The 24,802-nt window shown below is 42.2% G+C and carries 21 protein-coding genes, 1 tRNA gene and 1 pseudogene; 6 read left to right on the plus strand and 17 right to left on the minus strand.

Going from position 1 to position 24,802, the window contains the following annotated elements:
* Positions 1 to 122 precede the first annotated feature (122 nt).
* From AMD27_RS14605 to AMD27_RS14640, 8 genes are read right to left on the minus strand one after another with little or no spacing between them, the layout of a single operon-like run.
* Complete coding sequence (locus AMD27_RS14605; RefSeq protein ID WP_067661853.1) at positions 123 to 980, minus strand: hypothetical protein; 858 nt, start codon at positions 978 to 980, stop codon at positions 123 to 125.
* 10 nt (positions 981 to 990) lie between these two features.
* On the minus strand, positions 991 to 2,070 hold the full coding sequence (gene aroB, locus AMD27_RS14610; protein WP_067661855.1) for a 3-dehydroquinate synthase: 1,080 nt from the start codon (positions 2,068 to 2,070) through the stop codon (positions 991 to 993).
* 25 nt (positions 2,071 to 2,095) lie between these two features.
* Positions 2,096 to 2,638, minus strand: a complete 543-nt coding sequence (aroK, locus tag AMD27_RS14615; protein ID WP_067661857.1) for a shikimate kinase AroK — start codon at positions 2,636 to 2,638, stop codon at positions 2,096 to 2,098.
* 36 nt (positions 2,639 to 2,674) lie between these two features.
* Entirely contained in the window at positions 2,675 to 4,852 is a 2,178-nt protein-coding gene (pilQ, locus tag AMD27_RS14620; protein WP_067661859.1) for a type IV pilus secretin PilQ, read from the minus strand.
* 19 nt (positions 4,853 to 4,871) lie between these two features.
* Entirely contained in the window at positions 4,872 to 5,366 is a 495-nt protein-coding gene (locus tag AMD27_RS14625) for a pilus assembly protein PilP (protein WP_067661861.1), read from the minus strand.
* A 32-nt stretch (positions 5,367 to 5,398) separates the two neighbouring features.
* On the minus strand, positions 5,399 to 6,130 hold the full coding sequence (locus AMD27_RS14630; protein WP_067661862.1) for a type 4a pilus biogenesis protein PilO: 732 nt from the start codon (positions 6,128 to 6,130) through the stop codon (positions 5,399 to 5,401).
* On the minus strand, positions 6,127 to 6,750 hold the full coding sequence (locus AMD27_RS14635; protein ID WP_067661864.1) for a PilN domain-containing protein: 624 nt from the start codon (positions 6,748 to 6,750) through the stop codon (positions 6,127 to 6,129). Before AMD27_RS14635 ends, AMD27_RS14630 begins: the two co-directional genes overlap by 4 nt.
* Positions 6,750 to 7,808 carry a pilus assembly protein PilM gene (locus AMD27_RS14640; RefSeq protein WP_067661866.1) on the minus strand — a complete coding sequence of 353 codons (1,059 nt, stop codon included), beginning with the start codon at positions 7,806 to 7,808 and terminating at the stop codon, positions 6,750 to 6,752. Before AMD27_RS14640 ends, AMD27_RS14635 begins: the two co-directional genes overlap by 1 nt.
* A 159-nt stretch (positions 7,809 to 7,967) precedes the next feature.
* Here AMD27_RS14640 and ponA point away from each other — a divergent pair, with 159 nt between their 5' ends.
* Positions 7,968 to 10,523 (plus strand): penicillin-binding protein PBP1a, encoded by a 2,556-nt coding sequence (gene ponA / locus AMD27_RS14645; RefSeq protein WP_067661867.1) that lies wholly within the window; start codon positions 7,968 to 7,970, stop codon positions 10,521 to 10,523.
* A 71-nt stretch (positions 10,524 to 10,594) separates the two neighbouring features.
* On the opposite strand, the gene AMD27_RS14650 is transcribed toward ponA, so the two are convergent.
* From AMD27_RS14650 to AMD27_RS14690, 9 genes and pseudogenes are all read right to left on the minus strand, one after another.
* A complete protein-coding gene (locus AMD27_RS14650; RefSeq protein WP_067661870.1) occupies positions 10,595 to 11,401 on the minus strand; it encodes a putative RNA methyltransferase in 807 nt (268 codons plus the stop codon).
* 68 nt (positions 11,402 to 11,469) lie between these two features.
* On the minus strand, positions 11,470 to 12,588 hold the full coding sequence (gene mraY / locus AMD27_RS14655; RefSeq protein ID WP_067661872.1) for a phospho-N-acetylmuramoyl-pentapeptide-transferase: 1,119 nt from the start codon (positions 12,586 to 12,588) through the stop codon (positions 11,470 to 11,472).
* On the minus strand, positions 12,589 to 13,998 hold the full coding sequence (locus tag AMD27_RS14660) for a UDP-N-acetylmuramoyl-tripeptide--D-alanyl-D-alanine ligase (protein WP_067661876.1): 1,410 nt from the start codon (positions 13,996 to 13,998) through the stop codon (positions 12,589 to 12,591).
* A 9-nt stretch (positions 13,999 to 14,007) separates the two neighbouring features.
* Positions 14,008 to 15,504, minus strand: a complete 1,497-nt coding sequence (locus AMD27_RS14665; protein ID WP_067661877.1) for a UDP-N-acetylmuramoyl-L-alanyl-D-glutamate--2,6-diaminopimelate ligase — start codon at positions 15,502 to 15,504, stop codon at positions 14,008 to 14,010.
* A 3-nt stretch (positions 15,505 to 15,507) separates the two neighbouring features.
* Positions 15,508 to 17,342: pseudogene (ftsI, locus tag AMD27_RS14670) on the minus strand (penicillin-binding protein PBP3).
* Between the two features lie 9 nt (positions 17,343 to 17,351).
* Positions 17,352 to 17,687 carry a cell division protein FtsL gene (gene ftsL, locus AMD27_RS14675; protein ID WP_067661881.1) on the minus strand — a complete coding sequence of 112 codons (336 nt, stop codon included), beginning with the start codon at positions 17,685 to 17,687 and terminating at the stop codon, positions 17,352 to 17,354.
* A complete protein-coding gene (gene rsmH, locus AMD27_RS14680) occupies positions 17,684 to 18,610 on the minus strand; it encodes a 16S rRNA (cytosine(1402)-N(4))-methyltransferase RsmH (protein ID WP_067661882.1) in 927 nt (308 codons plus the stop codon). Before rsmH ends, ftsL begins: the two co-directional genes overlap by 4 nt.
* Before the next feature lie 185 nt (positions 18,611 to 18,795).
* On the minus strand, positions 18,796 to 19,791 hold the full coding sequence (locus AMD27_RS14685; RefSeq protein ID WP_416202821.1) for a sulfate ABC transporter substrate-binding protein: 996 nt from the start codon (positions 19,789 to 19,791) through the stop codon (positions 18,796 to 18,798).
* 223 nt (positions 19,792 to 20,014) lie between these two features.
* On the minus strand, positions 20,015 to 21,004 hold the full coding sequence (locus AMD27_RS14690) for a sulfate ABC transporter substrate-binding protein (RefSeq protein WP_416202822.1): 990 nt from the start codon (positions 21,002 to 21,004) through the stop codon (positions 20,015 to 20,017).
* 384 nt (positions 21,005 to 21,388) lie between these two features.
* Between AMD27_RS14690 and AMD27_RS14695 the strand changes: the two genes are divergently transcribed.
* From AMD27_RS14695 to AMD27_RS19200, 5 genes are all read left to right on the plus strand, one after another.
* Positions 21,389 to 21,694 (plus strand): hypothetical protein, encoded by a 306-nt coding sequence (locus AMD27_RS14695; protein ID WP_067661888.1) that lies wholly within the window; start codon positions 21,389 to 21,391, stop codon positions 21,692 to 21,694.
* A 213-nt stretch (positions 21,695 to 21,907) separates the two neighbouring features.
* Entirely contained in the window at positions 21,908 to 23,416 is a 1,509-nt protein-coding gene (gene gltX / locus AMD27_RS14700) for a glutamate--tRNA ligase (RefSeq protein ID WP_067661890.1), read from the plus strand.
* A 114-nt stretch (positions 23,417 to 23,530) separates the two neighbouring features.
* A tRNA-Glu gene (locus tag AMD27_RS14705) sits at positions 23,531 to 23,606 on the plus strand.
* 103 nt (positions 23,607 to 23,709) lie between these two features.
* Positions 23,710 to 24,051 (plus strand): hypothetical protein, encoded by a 342-nt coding sequence (locus AMD27_RS14710; RefSeq protein WP_067661893.1) that lies wholly within the window; start codon positions 23,710 to 23,712, stop codon positions 24,049 to 24,051.
* 335 nt (positions 24,052 to 24,386) lie between these two features.
* Positions 24,387 to 24,770: a tetratricopeptide repeat protein gene (locus AMD27_RS19200; RefSeq protein WP_081405982.1), complete on the plus strand. Its 384-nt coding sequence runs from the start codon at positions 24,387 to 24,389 to the stop codon at positions 24,768 to 24,770.
* Positions 24,771 to 24,802 lie beyond the last annotated feature (32 nt).

Raw genomic sequence — 24,802 nt, forward strand, 5'->3', positions numbered from 1 at the left:
ATTTGCTGAGCAGCGTTCACAATATGAATCCTGCTTAAGCACCAATTTGGATCCCAAATATCGCACTATTAATGTGCATCCAACAACCTGATTTTATCGAAATGCGCTATTTTGATTCTATTTTAATTAAATGGATCACTAATTTGAGTATCTGCTGGTTTATTTGCAGGCGCAGGTTTTGGTGCTTCTTTTTGAACTGGTTGATCGACTACAGATTGAGAGCGTTTCACATCAACAACATTACCCACCTGATCTTTACGTGTGATGGTGGTCGTTGTCGTCGTTTTTGCGGGATCAATCGGCGCGTTAAGCACAGGTTTAGGTGGTACAATCAGTGATTCATCAATTAAAGGCAGCGGTGCAGACTTTAATTTCACTTGATAGAGTTTCTTATTTCCAATCAGTTCTTCAGAACCCAGGTCATTGACTAAAGCTTTATACTCTTCAAATTTCTTCGCCACTGGTTTAACTGAGGCTGGAAACTGAAAAGGTAACTTTATAATCTCATCTTTGGCTTGATTTTGATTTTTAAAATTGCCCAACCCAAGTACATATTGTTCAATCTGATCTTCACCGCTTAAACGGAAATAGATGAAATTTTTTCGATCGGTTTGTTTCAATAAAAAGCTTTTGATCACATCTTCATTACTGACACGAAACAGTTCGACAAACCAATTTTTCTGATTGTCTTGAATAAATTTGGTGCCACGAAATTCAGCCAAGTGATTTCCAGATGCGACTTTTCGAGCAGTCAAAGCCAATGGTCTTACTTCTTCGGTTAAACCACCCAAATGCGTAGTTGCAGCCACTTTTTCAGGCTGAATCAGCACTTGGGTTTCTTCGATATGTTTAGATTGCGTCAGAAGCGCCTTAGTGTCAGTCATCATCCAAAACACTGCTGCAAAAATCAAACACAGTAAACCACCCACCAACCAAATATACTGTTGAATATTTTGCCAATTCGAATGCTTTACTATCATGCTTTTTCTCTTATTGCTGATTACGCAAAATCGCTTGTTTCATCAATTCAACATCAAAATCTTTGGTAATTATGGCTTGACCCAATGACTTCATTAAAACCAAGCGCAACTGACCATTCAACACTTTTTTGTCATGCGACATATAAGCCAAAAATTCATCTAATGGAATTTTCGGACATTTTATCGGTAATTTTGCAGCGACAATAATGTTTTTTGTACGCTCGAGATCTGCCGCAGAAATCCATCCCATCAAATGTGACAAGTCTGCCGCCATGACCATGCCTGTCGCAACTGCTTCACCATGCAGCCATTCACCATACCCCAAATACGATTCGATCGCATGACCAAAGGTATGTCCCAGATTTAATAAAGCACGTTCACCCTGCTCTTTCTCATCATTGGCCACAATTCGCGCTTTATGTGCACATGAGCGATATACCGCTTCTGCCAGTAATTCGGGATTACCCCCCACCAAGCCTTGCATATTATCTTCAAGCCAAACCAGAAAATCCACATCACCCAGCAAAGCATATTTAATGACTTCAGATAATCCTGCTGACAGTTCTCGCTCAGGCAAAGTGCTGAGCTGTGCCATATCGGCAAGCACCACTTGGGGCTGTTGGAACGCGCCCAACATATTTTTACCCAACGGATGATTGATCCCGGTTTTTCCGCCTACGCTTGAATCCACTTGAGATAAAAGCGTGGTCGGTACCTGAATGAAATACACACCGCGCTGGAAACAGGCTGACGCAAAGCCTGCCATATCGCCAATCACACCGCCACCTAAAGCAAGCACTGTACAATCACGGTTAAAACCTTGCTCAAGCAAGGCATCAAAAATCAGGTTGAGATGTTCGATATTTTTATACTTCTCACCATCAGGCAACACACAGGTTTTAACGGTTTTACCTAAAGTTTCAATAGCTGAAATATAATGCTCAAGATATAAGGGTTTAACCGTGGTATTGGTCACGATCATGACCTGCTGACCATGAATATAAGGCGCGAGCAATTCTTTTGGATTTAAATGACTGCCAATAAAGATGGGATAACGACGATCGCCTAATTCTACGTGTAAGGTTTGCATGATTTTAAAGCCAATTTAAATAAGATTAGTTCAACTCTTTTGCCACAATCAGCTGCAATATTTTCTGCGCAAGATCACGCGCTGCACCCTGATTGGTTTCAATAATATGATGCGCAACATCACGATACAGTGGATCTCGAGCTTGCAGTAAGTCTCTTAATTTTTTTTCTGGGTTTTCGACTTGCAGTAGAGGTCTATTTTTATCGCGGTAAGTGCGTTGTAGTTGAATTTCAACAGGTGTATATAAATAAATAACGATGCCGCGTGCTTTTAAATAATCACGATTGACGACTTGCGTGACTGCTCCGCCGCCAGTAGCAATCACTAAATTATTTTTGGAGGTTAAATCATCAATCACTAAAGATTCACGATGACGAAATCCTTGCTCACCCTCTTTTTCAAAAATCCATGGGATGGTCGCCCCAGTTTTTCTTTCTATTTCGTGATCACTGTCGAGAAATTCCCGATGGAGTAATTCCGCTAGATGTCGACCAACTGTTGTTTTCCCTGCTCCCATGGGCCCTACCAAATAAATATTCGGTAGAGATTCAAACTCTTTGCTCGGCAAGGAGTCACCTATTGAATTGCTTTCATTGAAAGTATATTAATGATTTCTAGATTGACTGTCATTAACAATTCTTGGTGTCACAAAGATTAATAACTCACGCTTACTTTCAGATTTTGAATCACGGCGGAATAAACGTCCAATTGCAGGCAAATCACCTAAAAAAGGCACTTTGGTTTGTTGGTTACGGGTTTCTTGTTCAAAAATCCCACCCAAAACCACAGTTTCGCCGTTATCCACCAACACATTGGTGTCAATTTCATTCTTGTTCAGAATAATTTCACCATTCGGTGCAGTGCCTGCGGGGGAGTCACTGGTAATGTTCAGTTTCATTTGAACCTTGCCATCTGGGGTAATACTTGGGGTCACGTCTAAGCTGAGCAGCGCGTCCTTAAATGATGTGGTTGCAGTGGCTGTCCCACCTGCAGTTTCCGTGGTTTGATACGGAATTTGTTGACCCGAGGCAACTCTAGCCTGTTGTTTATCTGCCGTGAGTACTTTTGGCGTTGAAATTACTTCGCCATAGCCATCTGCTTGTAGCGCAGAGAGTTCTAAATCCAGCATAAAGTCCGACATATTGATCAGACCAAAGGCAATTTTACCCGCAGCATTGGCAACACCTAGGTCCACATTTAAATTATCTGGGCGCTGAATATCATATTTACCATCATCATCTGGGTTTTTTAAGTCCCATAAGGTTTGATCGCTTCCACCGACCAACAGATCATTGTTGCGCGTAATGCCTTGAGACAAAATACCCCATTTCACACCCATCTCTTTGGTGAAATCGGTGGTTGCACGGACAATACGGGCTTCAATCATCACCTGTTTAACAGAGACATCCAGTAAATCAATCATTTTACGGATTTGGTCAATTTTTTGTGCTGTGTCATTCACAATTAAGGTGTTGGTACGTGGGTCAAATGAAACTGTACCCCGTGGACTCAACAGCGAACCCACACTATCACCGAGTGGATCAGTGCCTCCACCTGCATTATTTGTACTTCCAGAATTTGAGCTGTTTTTACCTTGGGTAATCAGCTTTTCAATATCTGTAACCTTAGCGTAGTTTAGCTGGATATATTCAGTTTGCAGGGGTGACAATTTCACACTTTGTGCAATGGCTTTGGCTTCATCTTCCTCAACTTTAATGAGCTCAGTCACAGGCGCAATCCAGATCACACTGCCGTTACGGCGTTTGTCTAAATTCTTGGTCTTCAAAACAATATCTAAAGCTTGATCCCAAGGCACATCTTTCAAACGCAAGGTAATATTGCCTTGAACAGTGTCTGATGCCACCATATTAATGCCAGTAAAATCTGCCAATAACTGCAATACACGTCGAACTTCAATGTCTTGGAAGTCGAGTGAAATTTTATTACCCACATAACGCGTCGATGCGACAGTGTTTTTAATGCCTTTTTTCTCTTCAGGACGTTTTAAACTGATGGTCAACTTATCTTCAGCTTGAAACGCCATGTACTCATAGCTTCCCGTAGACTGAATGGTAATCACACCATTGGCACCATCGTTATAGGCATCCACATTAGATACAGGTGTTGCGAAATCATTCACGTTTAAACGGCGAATTAAGTGTGCTGGGATTTTATTGCCCAAAAAGCGCACTACGACTTTACTGCCTTGCTGTTGGACATCGACAGGGGTGTTCGCACCTTGCAAATTCAAAATAACTTGTCCTTCACCCGCACTGCCGCGCTGGAAACCAATGTCGGTCAATCCTTGACTTTGTTTATATTCAGGTACTGCGAGACTCGCTAAAGTGCTCGAAGCCTGGTTATTTATTTTCAAAATAAACATGTTGCCTTCAACGCGCGTGGTGTAATCACCTTTTTGTTTTAAATTGATAGTTAAGCGCGAGCGCTGATCATCCGACGCCACTTCAACCGATGAAGCTTCAGAGGTCGACACGGGAATATTGCTTTGATTTAAGGCTTGACGTGTTTGATTAAAATCCAAGACTAAACGTGCCGGGTTATCCAGTTGGTAAGCTTGAGGCTGTGGAGGTAAACCATTGAACATCACACGGACCTCTGTGCCTTGTCCTGGAATTTGCATGGGTATCACATTGGTCATGGTCATTTGCGCAGATGCAACTTGCATCACAGCGATTGATACGGTTGCCAAGGCAAATTGACGTAACATACTGTTCATAGACTGATGATCCCTACCCCAAAAATTTTCTACACTATTTTTCATTGTTATTCCTTATTTCGTCTTAATCCACTGGACCAATCAAAACCAAACTTCGTGGTCTTTCGATATAACCATCTCTACCATCTGGCACGATTTCCAATAGATCAATACGTGTCGGCGTAATATTGACAATACGACCTTGATTAACGCCTATATAACTGCCGCGTTGGACTTTCTCAATTTCACCATCAGGCGTTTGAATCAGCGCCAAAATTCGACCGTTCGCATTTTTCATACTACCTTTGAGGTTTAAACTTTCAAGGGCATAACTTTCTAAAGGCTGTGGTGGTCGAGCAAAGTTTGGGTAAACGCGTTTGCCAGACATGACCTTTAACTCTTTCGCGAGTGAATTTGGCAACACTGGGCTACGTAGTTGATGTGCTGAGTAGTTAAAGGTCGGCACTGGATTAAATACTGGTGCTGGCTCAATCGGCAAAGGAGCCTGACTACGAATATTCGCCATTTCCTGATTCACTGCATCAATGCGTGACTCACAGCCGGTTAAGATCACCAACATGAGTAAACCACATGAAATCTTCCAATTTTTTATCACGGTGTCTCCCCTGTTGTTGGTTGAATTGGGGCTGCTGTCGTCACTGACGGCAAATCATTGGCTGTAGCGATATAACGATAGGTTTTGGCTTTTAATGAATAATCAACCGTTGGAATGTCTGACTTTTTATCTTGGCTTTGCGTCGCGGTAATCACAAAATCATGCAAGGTCACAATACGTGGTAGAGCTGCAATACCACTCACAAAACTTCCAAAAGAGTGATAATCGCCAGTGGCTTCAATTGCAATGGGTTGCTCGATAAAAAACTCTTGTGTTACTTCAGGTTCAAGACGAATATTTTTAAACTTCATGCCTGAATTCACACCGGTCAAGTTAATGTCTTCAACCAAATTTGGAATTTCAGTTTCTTTTGGCAATTGTTGCAACTGCTGATTAAAGTTCATTTCCATTTGCTGAAGTTGAGCTTGATACTGCTGCAAATTACGCAGTTTAGAATCTTTGTCTTTAAACTCATTCAGTAAGTTTTGTTCTTGCGCATGTGCCTGATCAATCGCATCGAGTTTCGGCTTGAGTGCCAAGAAGTAGCCGATCGCGCACACCAGAAAAAACAAAAAAATCCAACAGGTAATTTTGACCGAAAGAGGCCAACTGCCAAAATTACTCGAATCTAAGGTATTGAACTGTTGAAAAAACTTATCAACGCTCATGCTTTTTTTCTTAGCCGTATCTAACTCATCATCAAATTCATCTAAATCTTCACGACTCATTGCGCAGCCCCTTGTGTATTGGTCTCATTTTGCGCAGGTAATGCAATTGCACCCAAATCTGCGGTCACCACAAACGTACCGTATGATTCTTCAACTCTTGGAATTACAGAAGAGGGGGCTTTTTCTTTATTTTCAGTCGCTGCAAGGAAGGAATTCATAAATGCATTGCGATACCACTCAGATGCTTCTAGACCACGCAATAAATCGGCAACTGAATTCGGGCTTTCAGCCTTGCCTTCAATGGTAAATTTATCACCTGAACGAGAAAACTTGGTGATATACATGCTTGCTGGAACAACACGTACTAACTCATCAACCAAACGTACAGTGACGGGCCGCTGCCCTTCAAGTCCTTGGATCAATTTCATGCGATCAATCACCGCTTTACGACGTTCTTGTAAACCTTCCAAGGTCTTTAATTGGGTGTCCAAATTTTGATTGGTACTGACCACCAATTGATTGGCTTGCTCTTGATCATTGAGTTTTTGATTGAGAAAGAACCAACTCGCCAATACCGTTGCAATGGCCAGTAAAGCAACTGCAATGCAAATTATAATAAATTCTTTTTTTCGTTGTTCTCTTCGCTCTTCTCGCCAAGGGAGTAAGTTAATCTTTGCCATTAATCAAAGCTCCTCAATGCTAATCCACAGGCAACCAATAAAGAGGGTGCGTCATTTTCTATTTTTCGAAGATCAATTTGAGGAGAAAAACCCATTTGTAAAAATGGGTTGGCTATGGTTACGCGGTACCCAAGCTTTTGCTGCATGAGCTTTGATAGACCTGGGATATTGGCATTACCACCTGCCAGCAAAATATGATCAATTTCATTGAACTGAGATGAAGAGAAAAAGAATTGCAATGAACGTGCGGCTTGTTGAACCACGGCATCTAAAAAAGGTAATAACACTTCGGTTTCATAATCATCTGGCAGTGTGCGATCTTTTTTAGCACGCCCCGCTTCATCATATGACAAGCCATAACGAGTTTGAACATCTTGTGTCAGCTGCTTACCGCCAAAGACCTGTTCACGGGTATAGATAATTTTACCGTTTTGCATAACCGATAAAGTGGTCATGGTATGACCAATATCTAACACACCCACCAGATTTACCCCAATTGGCAAAGTGTCTGAAAACACGTCGAAACTACGTTCTAAAGCATAACTGTCTACATCTGCTACTTGGGGATGTAATCCGACCAAATCTAGAACTTCAATACGTGAGTCAACGTTTTCGGTTCGGGTCGCCACCAATAAAACATTGACACGGTTTGGATTGGCTAATTTTTCAGGGAGCACTTCAAAATCAAGGCTAACTTCATCGAGCGGGAAAGGGATATATTGTTCAGCATCCATACGAATTTGAACTTCACGTTCTTCATCAGACATCTCAGCGTCCATCTCAATCGTTTTATGAATCACCATCGAGGTTGGCACTGCAATCGCTACATTGGACGATTGTGGATTGGCAATGTTCATTGCACGCTCTAAAGCATCAGCAACATTGTCCACATTTAAAATATTTTTTTCAACGACACTTCCGTCCACCAGCGGGCTTAAGCCGTAGCTTTCAACCCAATAGCGTCCATTTTTTACAGAGAGTTCCAATAACTTTACAGAAGTAGAACTAATGTCTACTCCTATTAACCCCTTTTTTGGCTTACGATACAGTCCAAGCACAGTGTATTTCCTATTATTTTTTTATCCCCAACAACAATACAAACTAATCTAAATTTGGTCTATTTTTGCGGATATAATAACTAAACTAACAATCCGTTAAATGAGAAGCTATACTGACCATCTTAGTTTGCCTTTAGCACCTATTAAAACTTACTTGTTATGAAAAAGCTATCTCGTTGTGGACACATTCATCCTTTTTTTCTGCTGATTATTATCGTCTTAATTGCGGTTCCGATGGGGTTTTACGGCATGTACTTGTACATTGCACCATCGCTTCCGCAAATGAGTTCGTTAAAAAAGGCACCTTTATTAAAGCCTTTACAGGTCTACACCTCAGATAATCAACTCATTGCTGAGTATGGTGGCAAACTTTCTGTGCCCGTAGATTATGCACAAATTCCTAAAAGTTTTATTCATGCTTTTTTGGCAGCAGAAGACTCATCATTTTTTGACCATAGTGGTGTCAGCTTTAAAGGCTTAGGGCGTGCGGTGAGTGAAACGGTAACTGGGTCTGATGTGCAAACGGGCGGTTCAACCATCACCATGCAAGTGGCAAAGAATTATTATTTGTCTCCCGAGCGCACGTTAAAGCGTAAGCTGACGGAAATTTTTCTGGCACGAAAAATAGAACAAAACTTAAGCAAAGAAGATATTCTAACCTTATATGTGAATAAAATTTTCTTGGGCAAAAATGCCTATGGTATTGCAGCTGCTGCAAAAATTTATTATGACAAGAGTTTAGATCAGCTTTCAATTGCCCAAATGGCGATGATTGCAGGCCTGCCTAAAGCCCCTTCTAAATACAATCCTGTGGCAAATCCAGAACGTGCTTTAGAACGTCGCAATTGGATTTTAGGTCGTATGTTACAGCTCGGGTATATCACACAAGCACAGTATCAAAGTGCCGTGGCTGAACCTGTGGTACTCAATATGCCTGATCGCGGTATCGGCAACAAATTCCCTTATGTCGGTGAAATGGTCCGTTCAGAACTGATGAATAAATTCGGCGAACTTGCGATCGACTCAGGTTATAAAGTCTATACCACCATTGATTATAAGCGCCAAGAATACGCGGAAGATTCGGTACGCCGCGGTTTAGAGGATTATGATCGCCGTCATGGCTGGCGCGGGGCAGAAGGACATGATCAACCGCTGAAAAATTTCATGGCCTATGCTAACACCTATCCTGTTGAAGTCACCAAGGTGAATAGCAGCTCTTTTGAAGCCACCATGCAAGATGGCACAAGTGTGACTGTACCGTGGTCAGGCATGTCATGGGCTCGTCCCTATCGCAATGCCAACAGTGTGGGGGGAGCACCGAGCCATGCATCTCAAATTGTCAAAGTTAAAGATATTGTTCGCCTAAGACCCAATGAAAATAAAACCTCATGGGCTTTGGTACAAGTGCCGAAAGTACAAGGTCAATTGATTGCCTTAAATCCCAATGATGGTTCAATTGTAGCCATTGTCGGCGGATATAATTTTTATCAATCGAAATTCAACCGTGCGATTCAAGGTTGGCGCCAACCCGGTTCGATTATTAAACCCTTTGTTTATTCATTGGCTTTAGAACGAGGCATGACGCCGCACACTATGGTCAATGACAATCCGATCACCATTGGCAAATGGTCACCTCGAAATTCTGATGGTCGCTATTTGGGTATGATTCCTTTACGCCGTGCGCTGTATTTATCGCGTAATACAGTGTCAGTACGTTTATTACAAACGGTCGGTATCGAACGTACTCGTCAATTGTTTATAGATTTTGGTTTACAAGAAGATCAAATCCCACGTAACTACACCATTGCTTTAGGGACACCGCAGGTTTTGCCTGTGCAAATGGCGACCGGTTATTCCGCGATTGCCAATGGTGGTTTCCGTGTGCAACCACATTTTATTAGTAAAATTGAGGACGCTTATGGAAATGTGATTTATAAAGCCAACCCTGAGTATGCGTGTATTAGCTGTATAGCGAACGAAAAAGAGCCTGTTCAACCAGAAACTACGACACCTGATGATGAAGTAATTGAGCTCACGAATAAAACCATTGAGGCTAAAAAAGTTCAAAAAACGTTAACCAAAGAAGAAAAAAGTCAATTCCGTCAAGCACAGCGTATTTTGAAATCCAGTTCTGCATTTGATATGGCGAATATTTTGAATGACGTCATTGCCCGTGGTACCGGTCGCGCCGCTTTAAAAATTGGTCGTAGTGACTTGGGTGGTAAAACAGGAACCACCAATGATGCTAAAGATGCTTGGTTTGCAGGATTTAATGGCAAATTGGTCGCTGTGACTTGGGTCGGTTTTGACCAACCTTCAACCCTGGGTCGTCGTGAGTATGGGGGCATTGCAGCACTACCGATTTGGAGCAATTTCATGGCCAAATCTTTGGCAGGTACACCGCATGCGTGGGTAAATTTAGATAAAAATGCCAAAGCACCATTGACCCGAGATCAGCGTGGAAAAGCCGTTGAACTAGATGACACGACGTCAGAAAGTGCAGGTAGCCCACCTCTGGCACGTCCGATTTATCGCCCAACCTTAATTCGTCCAAGTAATAGTCAAAGTAAAGATTTTGATGATTTGCCAGGGGATGAACAAGCATTGAAACCCGCAAATGCTGTACCACCACCAATGAATCAATCTCCTACTCCTGCAAAGCGTGAAGCGCCTAAGCAAGATGCTTTGGAAAGTCTGATCCATGAAGTGCAATAAGCAATCATTACAATTTAAGCTTTAAATCAAGTCTGTAAAAAAGCCCTCGTCCGAGGGCTTTTTATATTGCATTAAGATTTTTTCTTAAACAAATAAATCTGGAACTGCGCTTTAAGCTCGAAATTCTCCTTTTCTTCCAAAGCTGTTCTCAGTTCTGCTTTGGCCTTGTAAGCATACGGCGTCATGGCAATCAGATTTTTTAAATCTTGCTGCTGCAATGTCATGGGAGCATCGACCACGACATCACGCATCAATTCAAAATTCTGACTTAACTGATCTACAAATTTATTTGGCTCATGTGGATTTACTTCATCAAATAAAGCGTCTCGCATTGCATATAAGTGTTCGGTGGCAGGTGTCACAACCAACAAATAACCATTTTGCTTTAAAGCACGTAAAATTTCTTGTTCTGGAATTGGGCTAAATAAACTGCTACATAAGTCAACCGATTGATCAAGCACTGGCAATATTGCGCCGGTTCCAACGACCCAAGTCACGTTTTTATTGAGTTTTGCAGCAACTTGTACTGCATTTTTGGCAATATCTACCCCCACGCATTGCAGAACTTCTGTCTGCATTGCATCTGTGTAATAACCTTCACCGCAGCCAATATCTATCAAATTTTCTATATGTAAATGACGAATCAACTCCACCACGGCGTGTTGTAATGGCGCATAAAAGCCTGCACTCAAAAATGCACGGCGTGCCTGCACCGACTCTGGTGTATCACCTGGATTTTTACTGTGCTTATGCTGCACCACGTGTAAATTCACATAGCCTTGCTTTGCGACATCGTAACTATGATTGCTGGCACAGCGCCACGTTCGTTCTGCAAGTACCAATGCCTTGCGACAAACAGGACACATCAACAGATTCATCATTTTCTCCACAGCTAAGCGCCATAAAAAAAGCCGGCAAATGCCGACTTTTCAGATTCATTTTTTGCTTAGCGCAATTTTAAAGTCATTAGACCTAAAACTACCAGCATAATTGTGATAATCCAGAAACGAATCACCACCTGTGTTTCACGCCAGCCTTTTTTCTCATAGTGATGATGTAAAGGTGCCATAAGGAACACACGTTTATTACGCATACGCAGTGAACCAATCTGTAAAAATACAGAGACCGCTTCAACCACGAACACACCCGCCATAATTGCAAAGACGATTTCTTGACGCACCATGACTGCAATTGTGCCGAGCATCGCCCCGAGTGATAACGCACCGACATCACCCATGAAAATTTGTGCAGGATGTGCGTTGTACCAAAGAAAGGCCAAGCCCGCACCAATCATTGCAGCACAAATAACCACCAATTCAGAAGCGTATTTGACATAAGGAATATGCAAATAGTCGGCAAAGCGTACATCACCCGCCAGATACGCAAATACACCCAAACCTGTAGCGACCAGCACCACCGGCATAATCGCTAAACCATCGAGACCATCGGTGAGATTCACAGCATTTGATGCGCCATTAATCACCAAATATGTGAAGATAATAAAGCCAATACCCAGCGGAATCGCAGACAAAGGCACGGATAAATCTTTAAAGAATGGAATCAATAAATCCAGCATATTTGCTGTATGGATCGGATTGACTTGCTGTTTTGCAATCACATACAGCGCAATACCGGCACCGAGTGATGCAACAGAGGTCCAAAAGAACTTCTTACGTGCAGGTAATCCAGCATTGTCTTTATAGCGGATTTTAATCCAATCATCCGCCCAGCCCACTGCACCAAACACCACCATCACACCCAGCACAATCCACACATAGGGATTCGATAGATCCGCCCAAAGCAGCGTTGAAATACCAATGGAGAGTAAAATCAACAAGCCACCCATGGTCGGTGTACCCATTTTTTTGGCATGGTTTTCAGGCGCGAATGAACTCACTGCTTGGCCATATTTGAGCGCTTGTAGCTTGCGAATCATCACTGGGCCTAACACCAAACCAATGGTCAATGCCGTTAAGACACTCAGCAAAGCGCGTAATGTTAAATAACGAACGACATTAAACGAGCTGTTATAGCCCGCCAGTTGTTCAAATAACCATAACAGCATTTAGAGGTTCTCCATCAAATCTGCCATCAACGTTTCCATATGGGTATAACGTGAGCCTTTAAACAAAAAACTCATTGTTTGAGGTTGATGTGTTTCGACTAGACTAATTAAAAAAGGAATTGCCTGTTCTTGTGTAAGAAAGGCCTGTAATTTTTTGCCATATTGGGTACTACGCGCACCCTCTTGGGTTGCAGGTGCAAACTCACCAATCGCTACGATAAAGTTTAGACCTTTGATCGAGACCAAATCGCGACCCAGCATATAATGTTGCTGTGCGGCGGTTGCACCCAATTCGCCAATATCACCAATCACCATCACCCGCACACCGTCCTGCTGTGCAAGGACTTCACCTGCGGCACGCATTGAGGTCGGATTGGCATTGTAGGTATCATCTATAAACAAATATTTGTCGTGCTGAATAAAGTTCAGACGACCTTGAGCACCTTGTGCATGTTGTAAGCCTTGCACAATATCATCTAAATCAATCCCCAGCGCCAAAGCAAATGCACAAGCTGCAGTCGCGTTAGAGACATTATGCGCACCAGCAAAGGGTAAATTAACCTGACCTGTTCCTTGCGGTGTATTTAATGTGAAGTGCGCAGATTGTGCCAACAACTCAACCTCAGTTGCAAATACATCACCGCCCGTACCAAAACTTAAGCGCTGTTCGCTTTTGACGGCTTGCCCAATGACATCCACAAAATCATCTTCTGCTGGAATAATGGCTGTACCTGACGCAGCGATATGCGCATAAATTTCAGATTTAGCGGTGCAAATACCGTCACGCCCACCAAATTCACCCAAGTGCGCCGTGCCAATATTAATAATACCCGCCACATGCGGTTGAACCAGCTGTGAGGTGTAATCAATTTCACCTTGATGACTTGCCCCAAGCTCCATGACCGCATATTGATGCTCAGCACGCAGCTCCAGCAGCATCATGGGTACACCTAAATCATTGTTTAAATTACCGCGCGTAATCAGTGTGGGTGCTAAGCGAGATAAAATACTGCCCAGCATTTCTTTGGTGGTGGTCTTGCCACTACTGCCTGTCAAGGCGATGACTTTTAATTGCGAATTTTGAGCACGGCGATATGCACCTAAATGCCCCAGTGCTAAGCGTGTATCTGCAACCACCAGTTGGCAAATATCAGCATCGACAGGATGGCTCACAATCGCGATTTCACAACCATTTTTCGACACTTGTTCAATAAAATCATGCGCATCAAATCGTTCGCCTTGTAATGCCAAAAAGGCATCACCTGGCTCAGCATGGCGTGAGTCGGTCAAGATACGTTTAACAGCTGTTTGAGGTTTTTTTTGATTATGCCAATGCCCTTGAGTGGCTTGCTGTAATTGCTCAGCTGTCCAAGCTTCTAAAGGAGAAGTACTTGTTGTTGAGGTATGCATAACTTTTCCTTATGACGCTGGATACGCGGATTTAACTGAACTGTGAATGGTATTGATTGCAGATTGCACTTCGACCACATCATCAAACCAATGACGAACGCCATCAATTTCTTGATAGTTCTCATGACCCTTACCTGCGATCACGACGATATCCCCAGCTTGGGCGTGTTTTACAGCAAACTTAATCGCTTCACGGCGGTCATGAATTTCATGTACGGTTTGCGGACCAAAATCTAATCCTGCTTTCATATCTGCAAAAATTTGGTCTGGGTTCTCTGTGCGTGGGTTATCCGAGGTCAATAACACAATATCAGCACCATCGAGTGCCGCTTGTGTCATTAAAGGACGTTTACCACGATCTCGGTCACCGCCGCAGCCAAATACCGCCCATAAGTTTTGCGATACATGGCGTTTTAAGGTTTGCAGAACTTGAATCAATGCATCTGGAGTATGTGCATAGTCCACCACAAATAAACGCGCATCATCTCGAATCACCTGCATACGACCTGGCGCACCTTTTAACTGCGGCACGACTTCAACCAACGCTGTTAGATCAAAACCTGCTTGCTCAGCGGCAATCAGACTCGCGACAATATTTTCAATATTAAAATGACCGAGTAATGGGCTTTGAACCTCGAATTCACCTTGGGCACTGCTTAATGTAAATTTAGCACCATCTAAGCTATAGGCAATATCACGTACTTGATAATCTGCTGCATGTTGAGTTGAATAGCCTAATATTTTTGGCTGAGACGGATTCGCTTGAGCCGCCGCCAGCATGACTGATGCAAACTCATCATCCATGTTGATAATCGCAACTTTCAAAGACTCAAATTGAAATAAGCGCGATTTCGCTTCCGCATAAGCTTCTAAAGTCCCGTGATAATCTAGATGATCACGACTTAAATTTGAGTAGGCAGCAATTTCAATCGTAGATCCGTTTAAACGTCCCTGCTCCAAACCATGTGAGCTTGCTTCCAAAGCCACAAATTCGGCACCTTGATTGGCATAGTCATGCAGCGCTGTTTGTAAATGCAGTGCGTCTAGTGTGGTGCGTGATGAGGCTTCTAGGTTCGGTAAAATGCCGTTACCTGTGGTGCCCATGACTGCACATTTTTTGCCTTGCAGGGTAAGCAGTTCTGCAATCAGACGTGAAATTGTGGTTTTACCATTGGTTCCCGTCACGGCCAATATACGTGCAGCTATATTGGGCTGGGTGGCTTGCAAATAGAGCTTCTGCCATTGTCCCATTAAGTGCCTGACATTTGGCACGACCAGATTATTTTCAAGCTGAAGATCTTGCTCTGAAATCACTGCAATTGCGCCATTATTTAGGGCTTTTTGAGCAAATTCTACGGTTTTTTCAGGCTGTGAAAAACTATTCAGGGCAATAAAAATTTGCCCTGAACTGACTTTACGACTATCCAGATGAAAGCCCTGAAAGGATGTATTCATCCAATCAGCAGCAGTTTGGGCGGTGTAGAGATCTTTAAATGTAATGGACATTGATCACCTATTTACTGGATTTTAGGAGTATCTAAAGGCTTGTCTAAAGGCACATTCAGCAGGCGTAAGGATTCTTGAATCACGCGTGAGAATACAGGTGCAGACACTGTACCGCCATAATAAGTACCTTTTGGGTTTTCCACCACAACCACCATGGCTAAACGTGGATTACTGACGGGCGCTACGCCTGCAAATAAGGCACGGTATTCATTGGTCGAGTAGCCTTTGCGGTCTGGACGAAGTTTATGTGCTGTCCCTGTTTTGCCTGCAACGCGATAGCCTGGAATGGTCGCGCGTGTTGCTGTACCGCCCGGTAAAGTGGCGGTTTCCATCATTAACAGCACTTGATCCGCAATTTTAGGATCAATCATTTGTTCACCTTTTGGCTCTCCATCAAGCTTATATAAACTTAAGGGAACTTTAACGCCTTTATTGGCAAGCATTGCATATGCATCTGCCATTTGAAGTACGGTTGCATTGAGACCATAACCATAGGCCATGGTCGCAACTTCAGAGACATTCCATTTACTGGGTGGCAAAATCAAACCTGGACTTTCGCCTGGAAATTTCACCGCAGAACGCTGACCAAAACCTAAACGCTTGTAAAATGTCGGCAAGGTTGGATAAGGCAGAGACAAGGCAATTTTCGCTACACCCACGTTGGATGATTTTTGAATAATCCCCCCCAACGTTAATGCACCATAGTTATGGGTATCCCGAATGGTATGGTTGCCCACGCGCATAGAACCCGGCGTGGTATTGACGACTGAATTCGCTGTATATTTACCACTTTCCAGTGCCATCGCCACAGTTAATGGCTTCATGGTTGAACCCGGCTCAAATGAATCGACAGCGCCACGATTACGCATAGCATCTTTATTGGATAAGCTGTTTTTATCATTCGGGTTATAAGATGGCCAACTGGTCATCGCCAAGATTTCACCGGTCTTCACATCTACTGCTATGGCGGTGGCAGAACGTGCATTATTGGCCACACCCACCGCAGTCAGCTCACGGTACATAATGTATTGCAGGCGCGAATCGATACTTAAGGTAATGTTTTCACCCGCCTCGACTTCTTTAACCACTTCAGGCGTTTGCACACGGTTACCATGTTTATCACGGACAATTTTCTGTTCACCGTCCACACCTGCCAAGCGCTTGTTGAGCTGCATTTCCAGCCCTTCAATACCCGTACCTTCGGTATTGGTTAAGCCAATAATTTGCGAATTGGCTTGTGGCTGTGGGTAGTAACGTTTATAGGATTTTTCCGCATACACACCCGCAAAGTTACGTTTCACCAAAAGGTCTGCTTGAGGGGGGGGGACTTCTTTTTTCAGCACCACATAACGTGAACGTGCGCGCTCTTTCACACGGCGCTTTAATTCTTCACGCTCAATACCGACCGCATCTGCCAATTCATCTAAATTCAGATTTTCTTTGGGCAGTTGATTTTTAAGTTTGTAACTATTTGGGCTATTTTTTAACTGAGCTGTTACTTCATCAAAAGTTTTTTTGGTTTCATAATAATTTTGTGGATCAATCACCACCTTCATAATCGGGGTGCTGATGGCTAAAGGTACACCGTTGCGATCACTGATCACACCACGCATGGCCTTCATTTTTTCTGTTCTTAAAATCTTGGCATTGGCTTTATTTTGCAAAAAGTCTTTATTAACCACTTGCACATAAAAGGCACGAAAAACCAATAAGATGAAGCAGAGGATGACCACGCCCCACATCAAATAAAAGCGCCACATATCGACAGCAATACTGGGTTTTTCTGAGATTGACTGTTGTTTTTTACGAGGTTGCTTGGTTTTACTTTTATCTGCCATTCAGCGTGCCTATTTTTTTTGCTCAGGTTCTGTGGGTAAAGAAATCACGACGGTTTGCGCGGTCGGCGGTGAATACATTCTTAATTGGGTCACTGCGCGCGTTCCAATCTGCGCAGTTGCGCCAAAGGTTTGCTGTTCAATCAGCAAACGCCCCCACTCTGCATTGATATCTTCTCGATCACGCATATGTGTATTAAATTCACGAAAATCATGACGATACAAATACACCTGATACACCACCATAAAGGCGCTGATTAACACCAGCGTCGTTAAAATGGTATAGACCAATAGTTTCTTTCGCCCCAAATGCTGAGGTTTTTTTTGTTCTACACTTTCCGACTTCATTGTTCGCCTATTTTATTGAAGCGTTCTGCCACACGTAACCAAGCACTGCGTGAACGCGGGTTTTGTTTCACCTCGGCTTCACTTGCCCGCACACGGTCAATTTTTTTAAGTCTACGCTTATCTTCTATTTTCTGTGGCATTCCCCAACCTGTATCTTCAGGGAATGTCGCTTCTTTTTGAATAAACTGTTTAATAATACGATCTTCCAAAGAATGGAAGCTAATCACCGCTAAACGACCATCTGACTTTAACAACTCAAGTGCTTGCGGTAAAAATGTGTGTACATCATCTAATTCTTTATTAATTTCAATACGAATCGCTTGGAAAGTACGGGTTGCAGCATGCTTGTTTTTTTCCCATTTCGGATGGGCTACTTTCACAATTTCAGCCAATTGTGCTGTGGTATCAATCTGACCTGCAGCTTTAATCGCTTTGGCAATACGACGACTATAACGCTCTTCACCATATTGGAAAATAACATTGGCAAGATGCTCTTCATCAACGCTGAGTAACCACTCTGCTGCAGTTGGACCTTGCGAGTTGTCCATACGCATGTCCAGAGGGCCGTCTTTCATAAAGCTAAAACCGCGTTCAGCTTGATCAAGCTGCGGAGATGACACCCCTAAATCCGCCATAATGCCATCAACTTCTTGAATACCACGTTGATTTAATTCTTGTTTAATATCAGCAAAGCTGGCATGAATAATTTTAAACCGTGGATCTTCTTGCTCTAACTCAGCAGCCACAGCCAAAGCTTGCGGGTCTTTATCAAAACCATAAACACGTGCATTTTCATCTAATTTCGATAACAACAAACGAGTATGACCCCCTCGCCCAAATGTGCCATCGACATAAATTCCTGTATTGCGATCCGCCACTAGAGCATCAACAGTTTCATGAAGTAATACAGAAATATGCGACATAATTATTTAATCAAAATCAGGGGAAATTTAACTGCACATTATTACCTTGTTTTGGCAAAGCTCCAAACGACTTTTTGTACGGAAATATTACTTTTCATAGGTAAAACCGTTCCTAATGCATAATTCATGCAATAAAAAAGTCTCATACTGAGACTTTTTTATTTAAATTCAATAACTTCAATAAATTAGCGACGATTGCTATAGATTTGATCAAAGATTGCACCATTCACAAAATGTGTTTGCTGTGCCTTAGACCAGCCACCAAAAACCTCATCAATGGTAAATGTTTTCAGTTTTGGAAATTGCGCCGAATATCTCTTTAACACTTGCTCACTGCGTGGGCGGTAGAAATGTTTGGCTGCCATTTCCTGACCGAGCGGTGAATAGAGATAATTGATATAGCCTGTTGCCAACCATTTATTGCCATTTTTCTCTACAGTCTTATCAACAATCGCAACCGAGGGTTCAGTCAAAATCGACATCGACGGATAAACAATTTCAAAGTCTTTTTTACCCAATACTTTCTGAGTCACCAGTGCTTCATTTTCCCAAGTCAACAGCACATCACCTATACCACGTTCAGCAAAAGTGGTCATTGATGCGCGCGCAGCTGAGTCCATGACTTTAACATTACGGTACATTTTGCCGACAAAATCTTTGGCTTTGGCCTCATTGCCTGCAGGTTGTTTCAGTGCATAACCCCAAGCAGACAAGTAGACCCAACGTGGCAAACCGCCTGTTTTCGGGTTCGGCGTGATGATTTCAACACCTGACTTGGTTAAATCCGACCAATCTTTGATTTTTTTCGGGTTACCTTTACGCACCATAAATACAATGGTCGAGGTATAAGGTGCTGAGTTATTGGGAAACTCTTTTTGCCATCCCGCATTAATCTGACCCGACTTTACAATTTCTTCAATATCATTGGCCAATGCCAAGGTGACAACATCACCTTTCAAACCATCGACCACTGAACGCGCTTGCTTGCCCGAACCGCCATGTGACTGTTTAAAATGCACAGATTTTCCAGTACGGCTACTCCAATACTGTCCAAATGAGGCGTTAAATTCGTCGTAAAATTCACGCGTTGCATCATAAGAGACGTTTAAAAATTGCTTATCCGCAGCTTGGGTTACAGGTACGACTGCCGTCAGTCCGATCACCAAAGACAAAGAGGTCATTAGGGTTTTTATGTGGGATTTCATAACCGCTCAATTTTAATTTCATCCATAAGGCATTCAATATATGAAATTCCCCTATAAACCGCAATTCTAATGATCAAGCCTACTCAAAAATAGAACACCTCTCATAGCTATAGCCTCTTTAATTTTCAGCTCATAAAAAAGGATTGCACACACATCCATGCAATCCTTTGCCCCATCTTAAATGCTCAAACCCTCTACTTTATTTTTCAGCTGAAATTTGGTCATAGATCGCGCCATTTGCGAAATGTGTTTTTTGTGCTTTTGCCCAACCGCCAAAAACTTTATCAATAGTAAAGGTATTTTGCTTTGGAAATTTCTGGCTGTATTTGGTAGCCACTTGAACATTACGCGGACGGAAATTATGTTTGGCAGCCAACTCCTGCCCTTGAGGTGAATAAAGATAATTTAAATAGCCTTTCGCCAAATTACGATTGCCGTTTTTATCGACTGTTTTATCAACAATGGCCACCGACGGCTCAGCCAAAATTGAAATAGATGGGTAAATAATCTCATATTTGTCCTTACCTAAACCTTGGGTAGCAAGTAAAGCTTCATTTTCCCAAGATAACAGTACATCGCCTATACCACGCTCTGCGAACGTTGTGAGTGATCCACGTGCACCCGAATCTAAAACTTTGACATTTTTATACAGTTTTTTCACCAGCTCTCTTGCTTTGGCATCATTCCCGCCCGGTTGTTTCAGTGCATACCCCCATGCAGATAAATAGATCCAGCGCGGTGCACCCCCCGTTTTCGGGTTTGGAGTAATGATATCAACACCTGATTGGGTCAAATCATTCCAATCTTTGATGTTTTTGGGATTACCCTTTTTAACCAAGAAAACAATGGTCGATGTATAAGGTGCGGAATTATTCGGAAATTCTTTTTGCCAGTTTTTATCAATGAAACCAGCATTCACAATTTCATCAATATCATTCGCCAAAGCAAGAGTCACGACATCAGCCTGTAGGCCCGTTGCTACTGCCCGCGCTTGTTTACCCGATCCCCCATGTGACTGTTTAAAAGCGATCTCTTGACCCGTGCCTTTTTTCCAAAATTCACCAAACTTGCTGTTGTATTCTTGATAAAATTCACGCGTAGGATCGTAAGACACATTTAAAAATGACTTGTCTGCATAAGTCTGTGTACTACCTACCACCGCTAACGTCATTAAACTACCTAGTATCATTTTTTTCATACGATGCTCTTATTTTGGTTATGAATGGCTGTACTTTATTTTTATTCTCTTGATTAAACAATCATCAAGTTACAACCATTTCGCATGATTAAATCTGTTTTTGGCATATCCTAAAATATGCAAAATTTAGTTTTATTTTTGCTAAACCACTCCCCGCTTAGGTCTCTATGGCGAAAATCTTCATATTGTGTTCATCATTATTTGCTAAAAATGCAACACGCCAACCAAAATGAGTCAAATGAAAATATTTTTTGAGTTAAATCACATAATTTTGTAAATAAGTGTGACGTATTTGTGTTTTTTGTGAAAATTATGGTTAAAATGTAAACGTAAAATCTATATCTTTACAAAAATACCAATTAGGGGAAGATTGGAATGAAAACATCATTGTATCAAACGATTTGTTTTAGCCTGTTTTTAGGCTTCGTCGCACAAACCACGCAAGCGGCTGCGCTACAGAAAACCAGTAAAGCAGTTCACGCACCGTTGTCGATTGAAAAAAATCAGTCGCCTATTGAAAGAGCACTCTCTCAGCAGAAGCGTAATCGTAGTGACAGTAAGCTTTTGGCAGAACAAGACCAGATGAAGGTGATCACCTCTATTTCGGTTGCACCAACACAAAACTTTTTTGCTTCTCAAAACCAGCGTTTTTCTCGTTTTGTACAAGCGATTTTTTTGTAGCAAAATTCTTAAACCCGATTTTAACGTTTAATATCTTTTAACGAATTTGATGTTTTAAAGTCTCAACCCTACGAGACTGCGCTATAGAGGATGTGAATTCCCGCTCATATTCCTAAAACACAAAGTGCCTAGGCCCGAATTGATGAATTAATCATTAAGCGCCTAGGCTTTTTCGTTATAATAGTCTCAATATATATTTGAATTATTTCGACTATGACCGTTCGTACGCGTATTGCACCTTCTCCAACTGGATTCCCACATGTAGGCACCGCTTATATCGCTTTGTTTAACTTATGTTTTGCAAAACAACACGGTGGTGAATTTATTCTTCGTATTGAAGATACAGATCAACTTCGCTCAACCCCTGAATCTGAAAAGATGATTTTAGATTCACTGCGCTGGTTAGGTTTAAATTGGTCTGAAGGTCCAGATGTCGGCGGTCCTCATGCACCCTACCGTCAATCTGAGCGTATGGGCATTTATAAGCAATATGCACTTGAACTGGTTGAAAAAGGTCATGCCTTCTATTGCTTTGCCACCAGTGAAGAACTTGATCAAATGCGCGCCGAACAGCAAGCACGTGGCGAATCACCTCGTTACGATGGTCGTGGTCTACTCTTAACAGAAGAAGAAGTGCAACGTCGTTTGGTTGCGGGCGAAGCGCACGTGATTCGCATGAAGATTCCTGCTGAAGGCATCTGCAAATTCAACGACATGCTGCGTGGTGAAGTTGAAATTCCATGGGCGCAAGTGGACATGCAAATTCTACTTAAAGCAGATGGCTTACCCACTTACCATTTGGCCAACGTGGTCGATGACCATTTAATGGAAATCACCCATGTGATCCGTGGTGAAGAATGGATTCCATCTGCACCGAAACATCAGTTGTTGTATCAATACTTCGGATGGAATATGCCTGTATTGTGTCATATGCCACTTTTACGTAACCCAGACAAATCAAAATTGTCTAAGCGTAAGAATCCGACCTCAATTAATTATTACAAAGACATTGGTGTGCTGCCTGAAGCGCTGCTTAACTATTTGGGTCGCATGGGCTGGTCTATGCCAGATGAAAGTGAAAAATTCACTTTAGCTGCCATGATCGAAAATTTTGACATCAAACGGGTATCACTCGGTGGTCCAATTTTTGATGTTGAAAAACTGAACTGGCTAAACGGTCAGTGGATTAAAGCACTTTCTCCAAGTGATTTACTCGATACGCTTTTGGCTTGGAAAGCAGACCGTAAAATGCTGGAAGATATTGCGGCTGCTATCCAACCGCGTATTAACCTACTGTCTGAAGCAGTCAATTGGGCAGGTTTTTACTTCAACCAATTCCCGTCTCTATCTAAAGAGCAATTTGAAAACAAAAAATTATCTGAGGAACAAGTTCGTCAAAGCTTACAGTTCGCCATTTGGCGTTTAGAAAGCTTATTTACATGGAATCAAGATACCGTTAGTCAAACATTGATGGATCTTGCAAACCAGATGGACATCAAATTACGTGATTTCATGCCTGCGTTCTTTATTTCGATTGCAGGTTCTACGGCCTCGACTCCTGTTATGCAATCTATGGTGACGATTGGCCCAGATTTAACCTTCGCGCGTTTACGTCATGCACTTGAGATTGTGGGCGGACCGAGTAAAAAAGAAGCGAAAGTTTGGGAAAAACTCAATGAAAGTTTAAAACTGCCGAAAAATGAGTCAGTTGATAACGCATAATTGAATTTAGTGTTGACGTGTGGTCGCTATGCACCTAATATAGCGACCACACAGACTAAGTGAACAACTTAAGTTGGTTAAGCTTTCAAAGCTAACCGGTGTTGCCTCGATATTGTCCCTATCGTCTAGAGGCCTAGGACATCGCCCTTTCACGGCGGTAACCGGGGTTCGAATCCCCGTAGGGACGCCAAATTCTAAAAAGCCACTGACCTTTCAGTGGCTTTTTTTTATCTCTAAATTTTAGATTTCATCAGCAATGTTATAGAATCGACCAAAAGAATTGTGGAGTGAACATGCAATACCAATGCCCCAAATGCCAAAGTCGTAAAATCATGCCACTTGCAAGTGCAAATGCACCTTCTGTACGACCAAATGTGCCCAAAAGCCTTATTTTTCTTATTCCAAGTCTCTTTCTGCTGTTACTTCTAATCGTCAGTAGCCTCGTGATGATGATCTTTGGTGACGGTGCAGGGCAAAATTTACAGATCGCAACGGTGGCTGTGTTTATTGCATCTTTAATTGCTGGTGTACTGTTTTGGCGTGATCTTCCTGATTTCAAAATTTCAATGCAAGCCTTTATGCAGTCACAAAAGAAATGGAAATGTCGCGACTGTAACAATGAATGGGAAAATTAATTTTCAAACCTCATTACATCTGATTTTTATACTCATTCACATGAATATCATGTTGGTGTGAATGAGCCTTGTTGATCCAAATAATCCTTCGCTAAAATAAAATACATATAGTCTTAAACTACTATATGCGAGTGCATTAGAGGCTGCTTTTTTCGATCATTCAAGCGCCATGCTCTAGATCTGCTCTAATCCTATCCTTAGCAGTTCAATAAATAAGCTTGACCTAAAACCTTTACTGTTATATTAGTAAGAAATGGGATCATTGATACTCCCTTTACCCTACCCGAACTAAAAAACAATAAGGCTTAATTTGCAAGGATTGCAAGGAGGTAAGTATGTTTTCAGTTGTATCGAAGCGTGTTCAAGGTGCTGTTCAGCGTATTTTTCTTGGGCATTCGCAAAGTTACTCAGAGACACTGAATGAGCTGAATAAAGCCCATGATTATGAGACACGTTTTAATCAATGTCTGTCTGATCATATGCATCAACAGTGCGATAAAAATGATGCACGCAATGCAGTTTGGTTTTATTTACGTGCCGCACTGCGGGGCGATAAAGAGGCCCAGTATAAAATGGGGCTTAGTTACTTAAATGGACAATTGGGTTTAGACCGCAGTTATATACATGCAGAAAAATGGCTGGATCAAGCCGCGGAGCAAGGACATCATGATGCTAAGCATGTACTTGAAAAAGCACTTAATCATCTGGTGATTTCTTAAATTATATTCCTGAGTCGCAGCTAAATATTAGC

Origin of the sequence: Acinetobacter sp. TGL-Y2 (assembly GCF_001612555.1) — a bacterium.
GTDB lineage: Bacteria > Pseudomonadota > Gammaproteobacteria > Pseudomonadales > Moraxellaceae > Acinetobacter.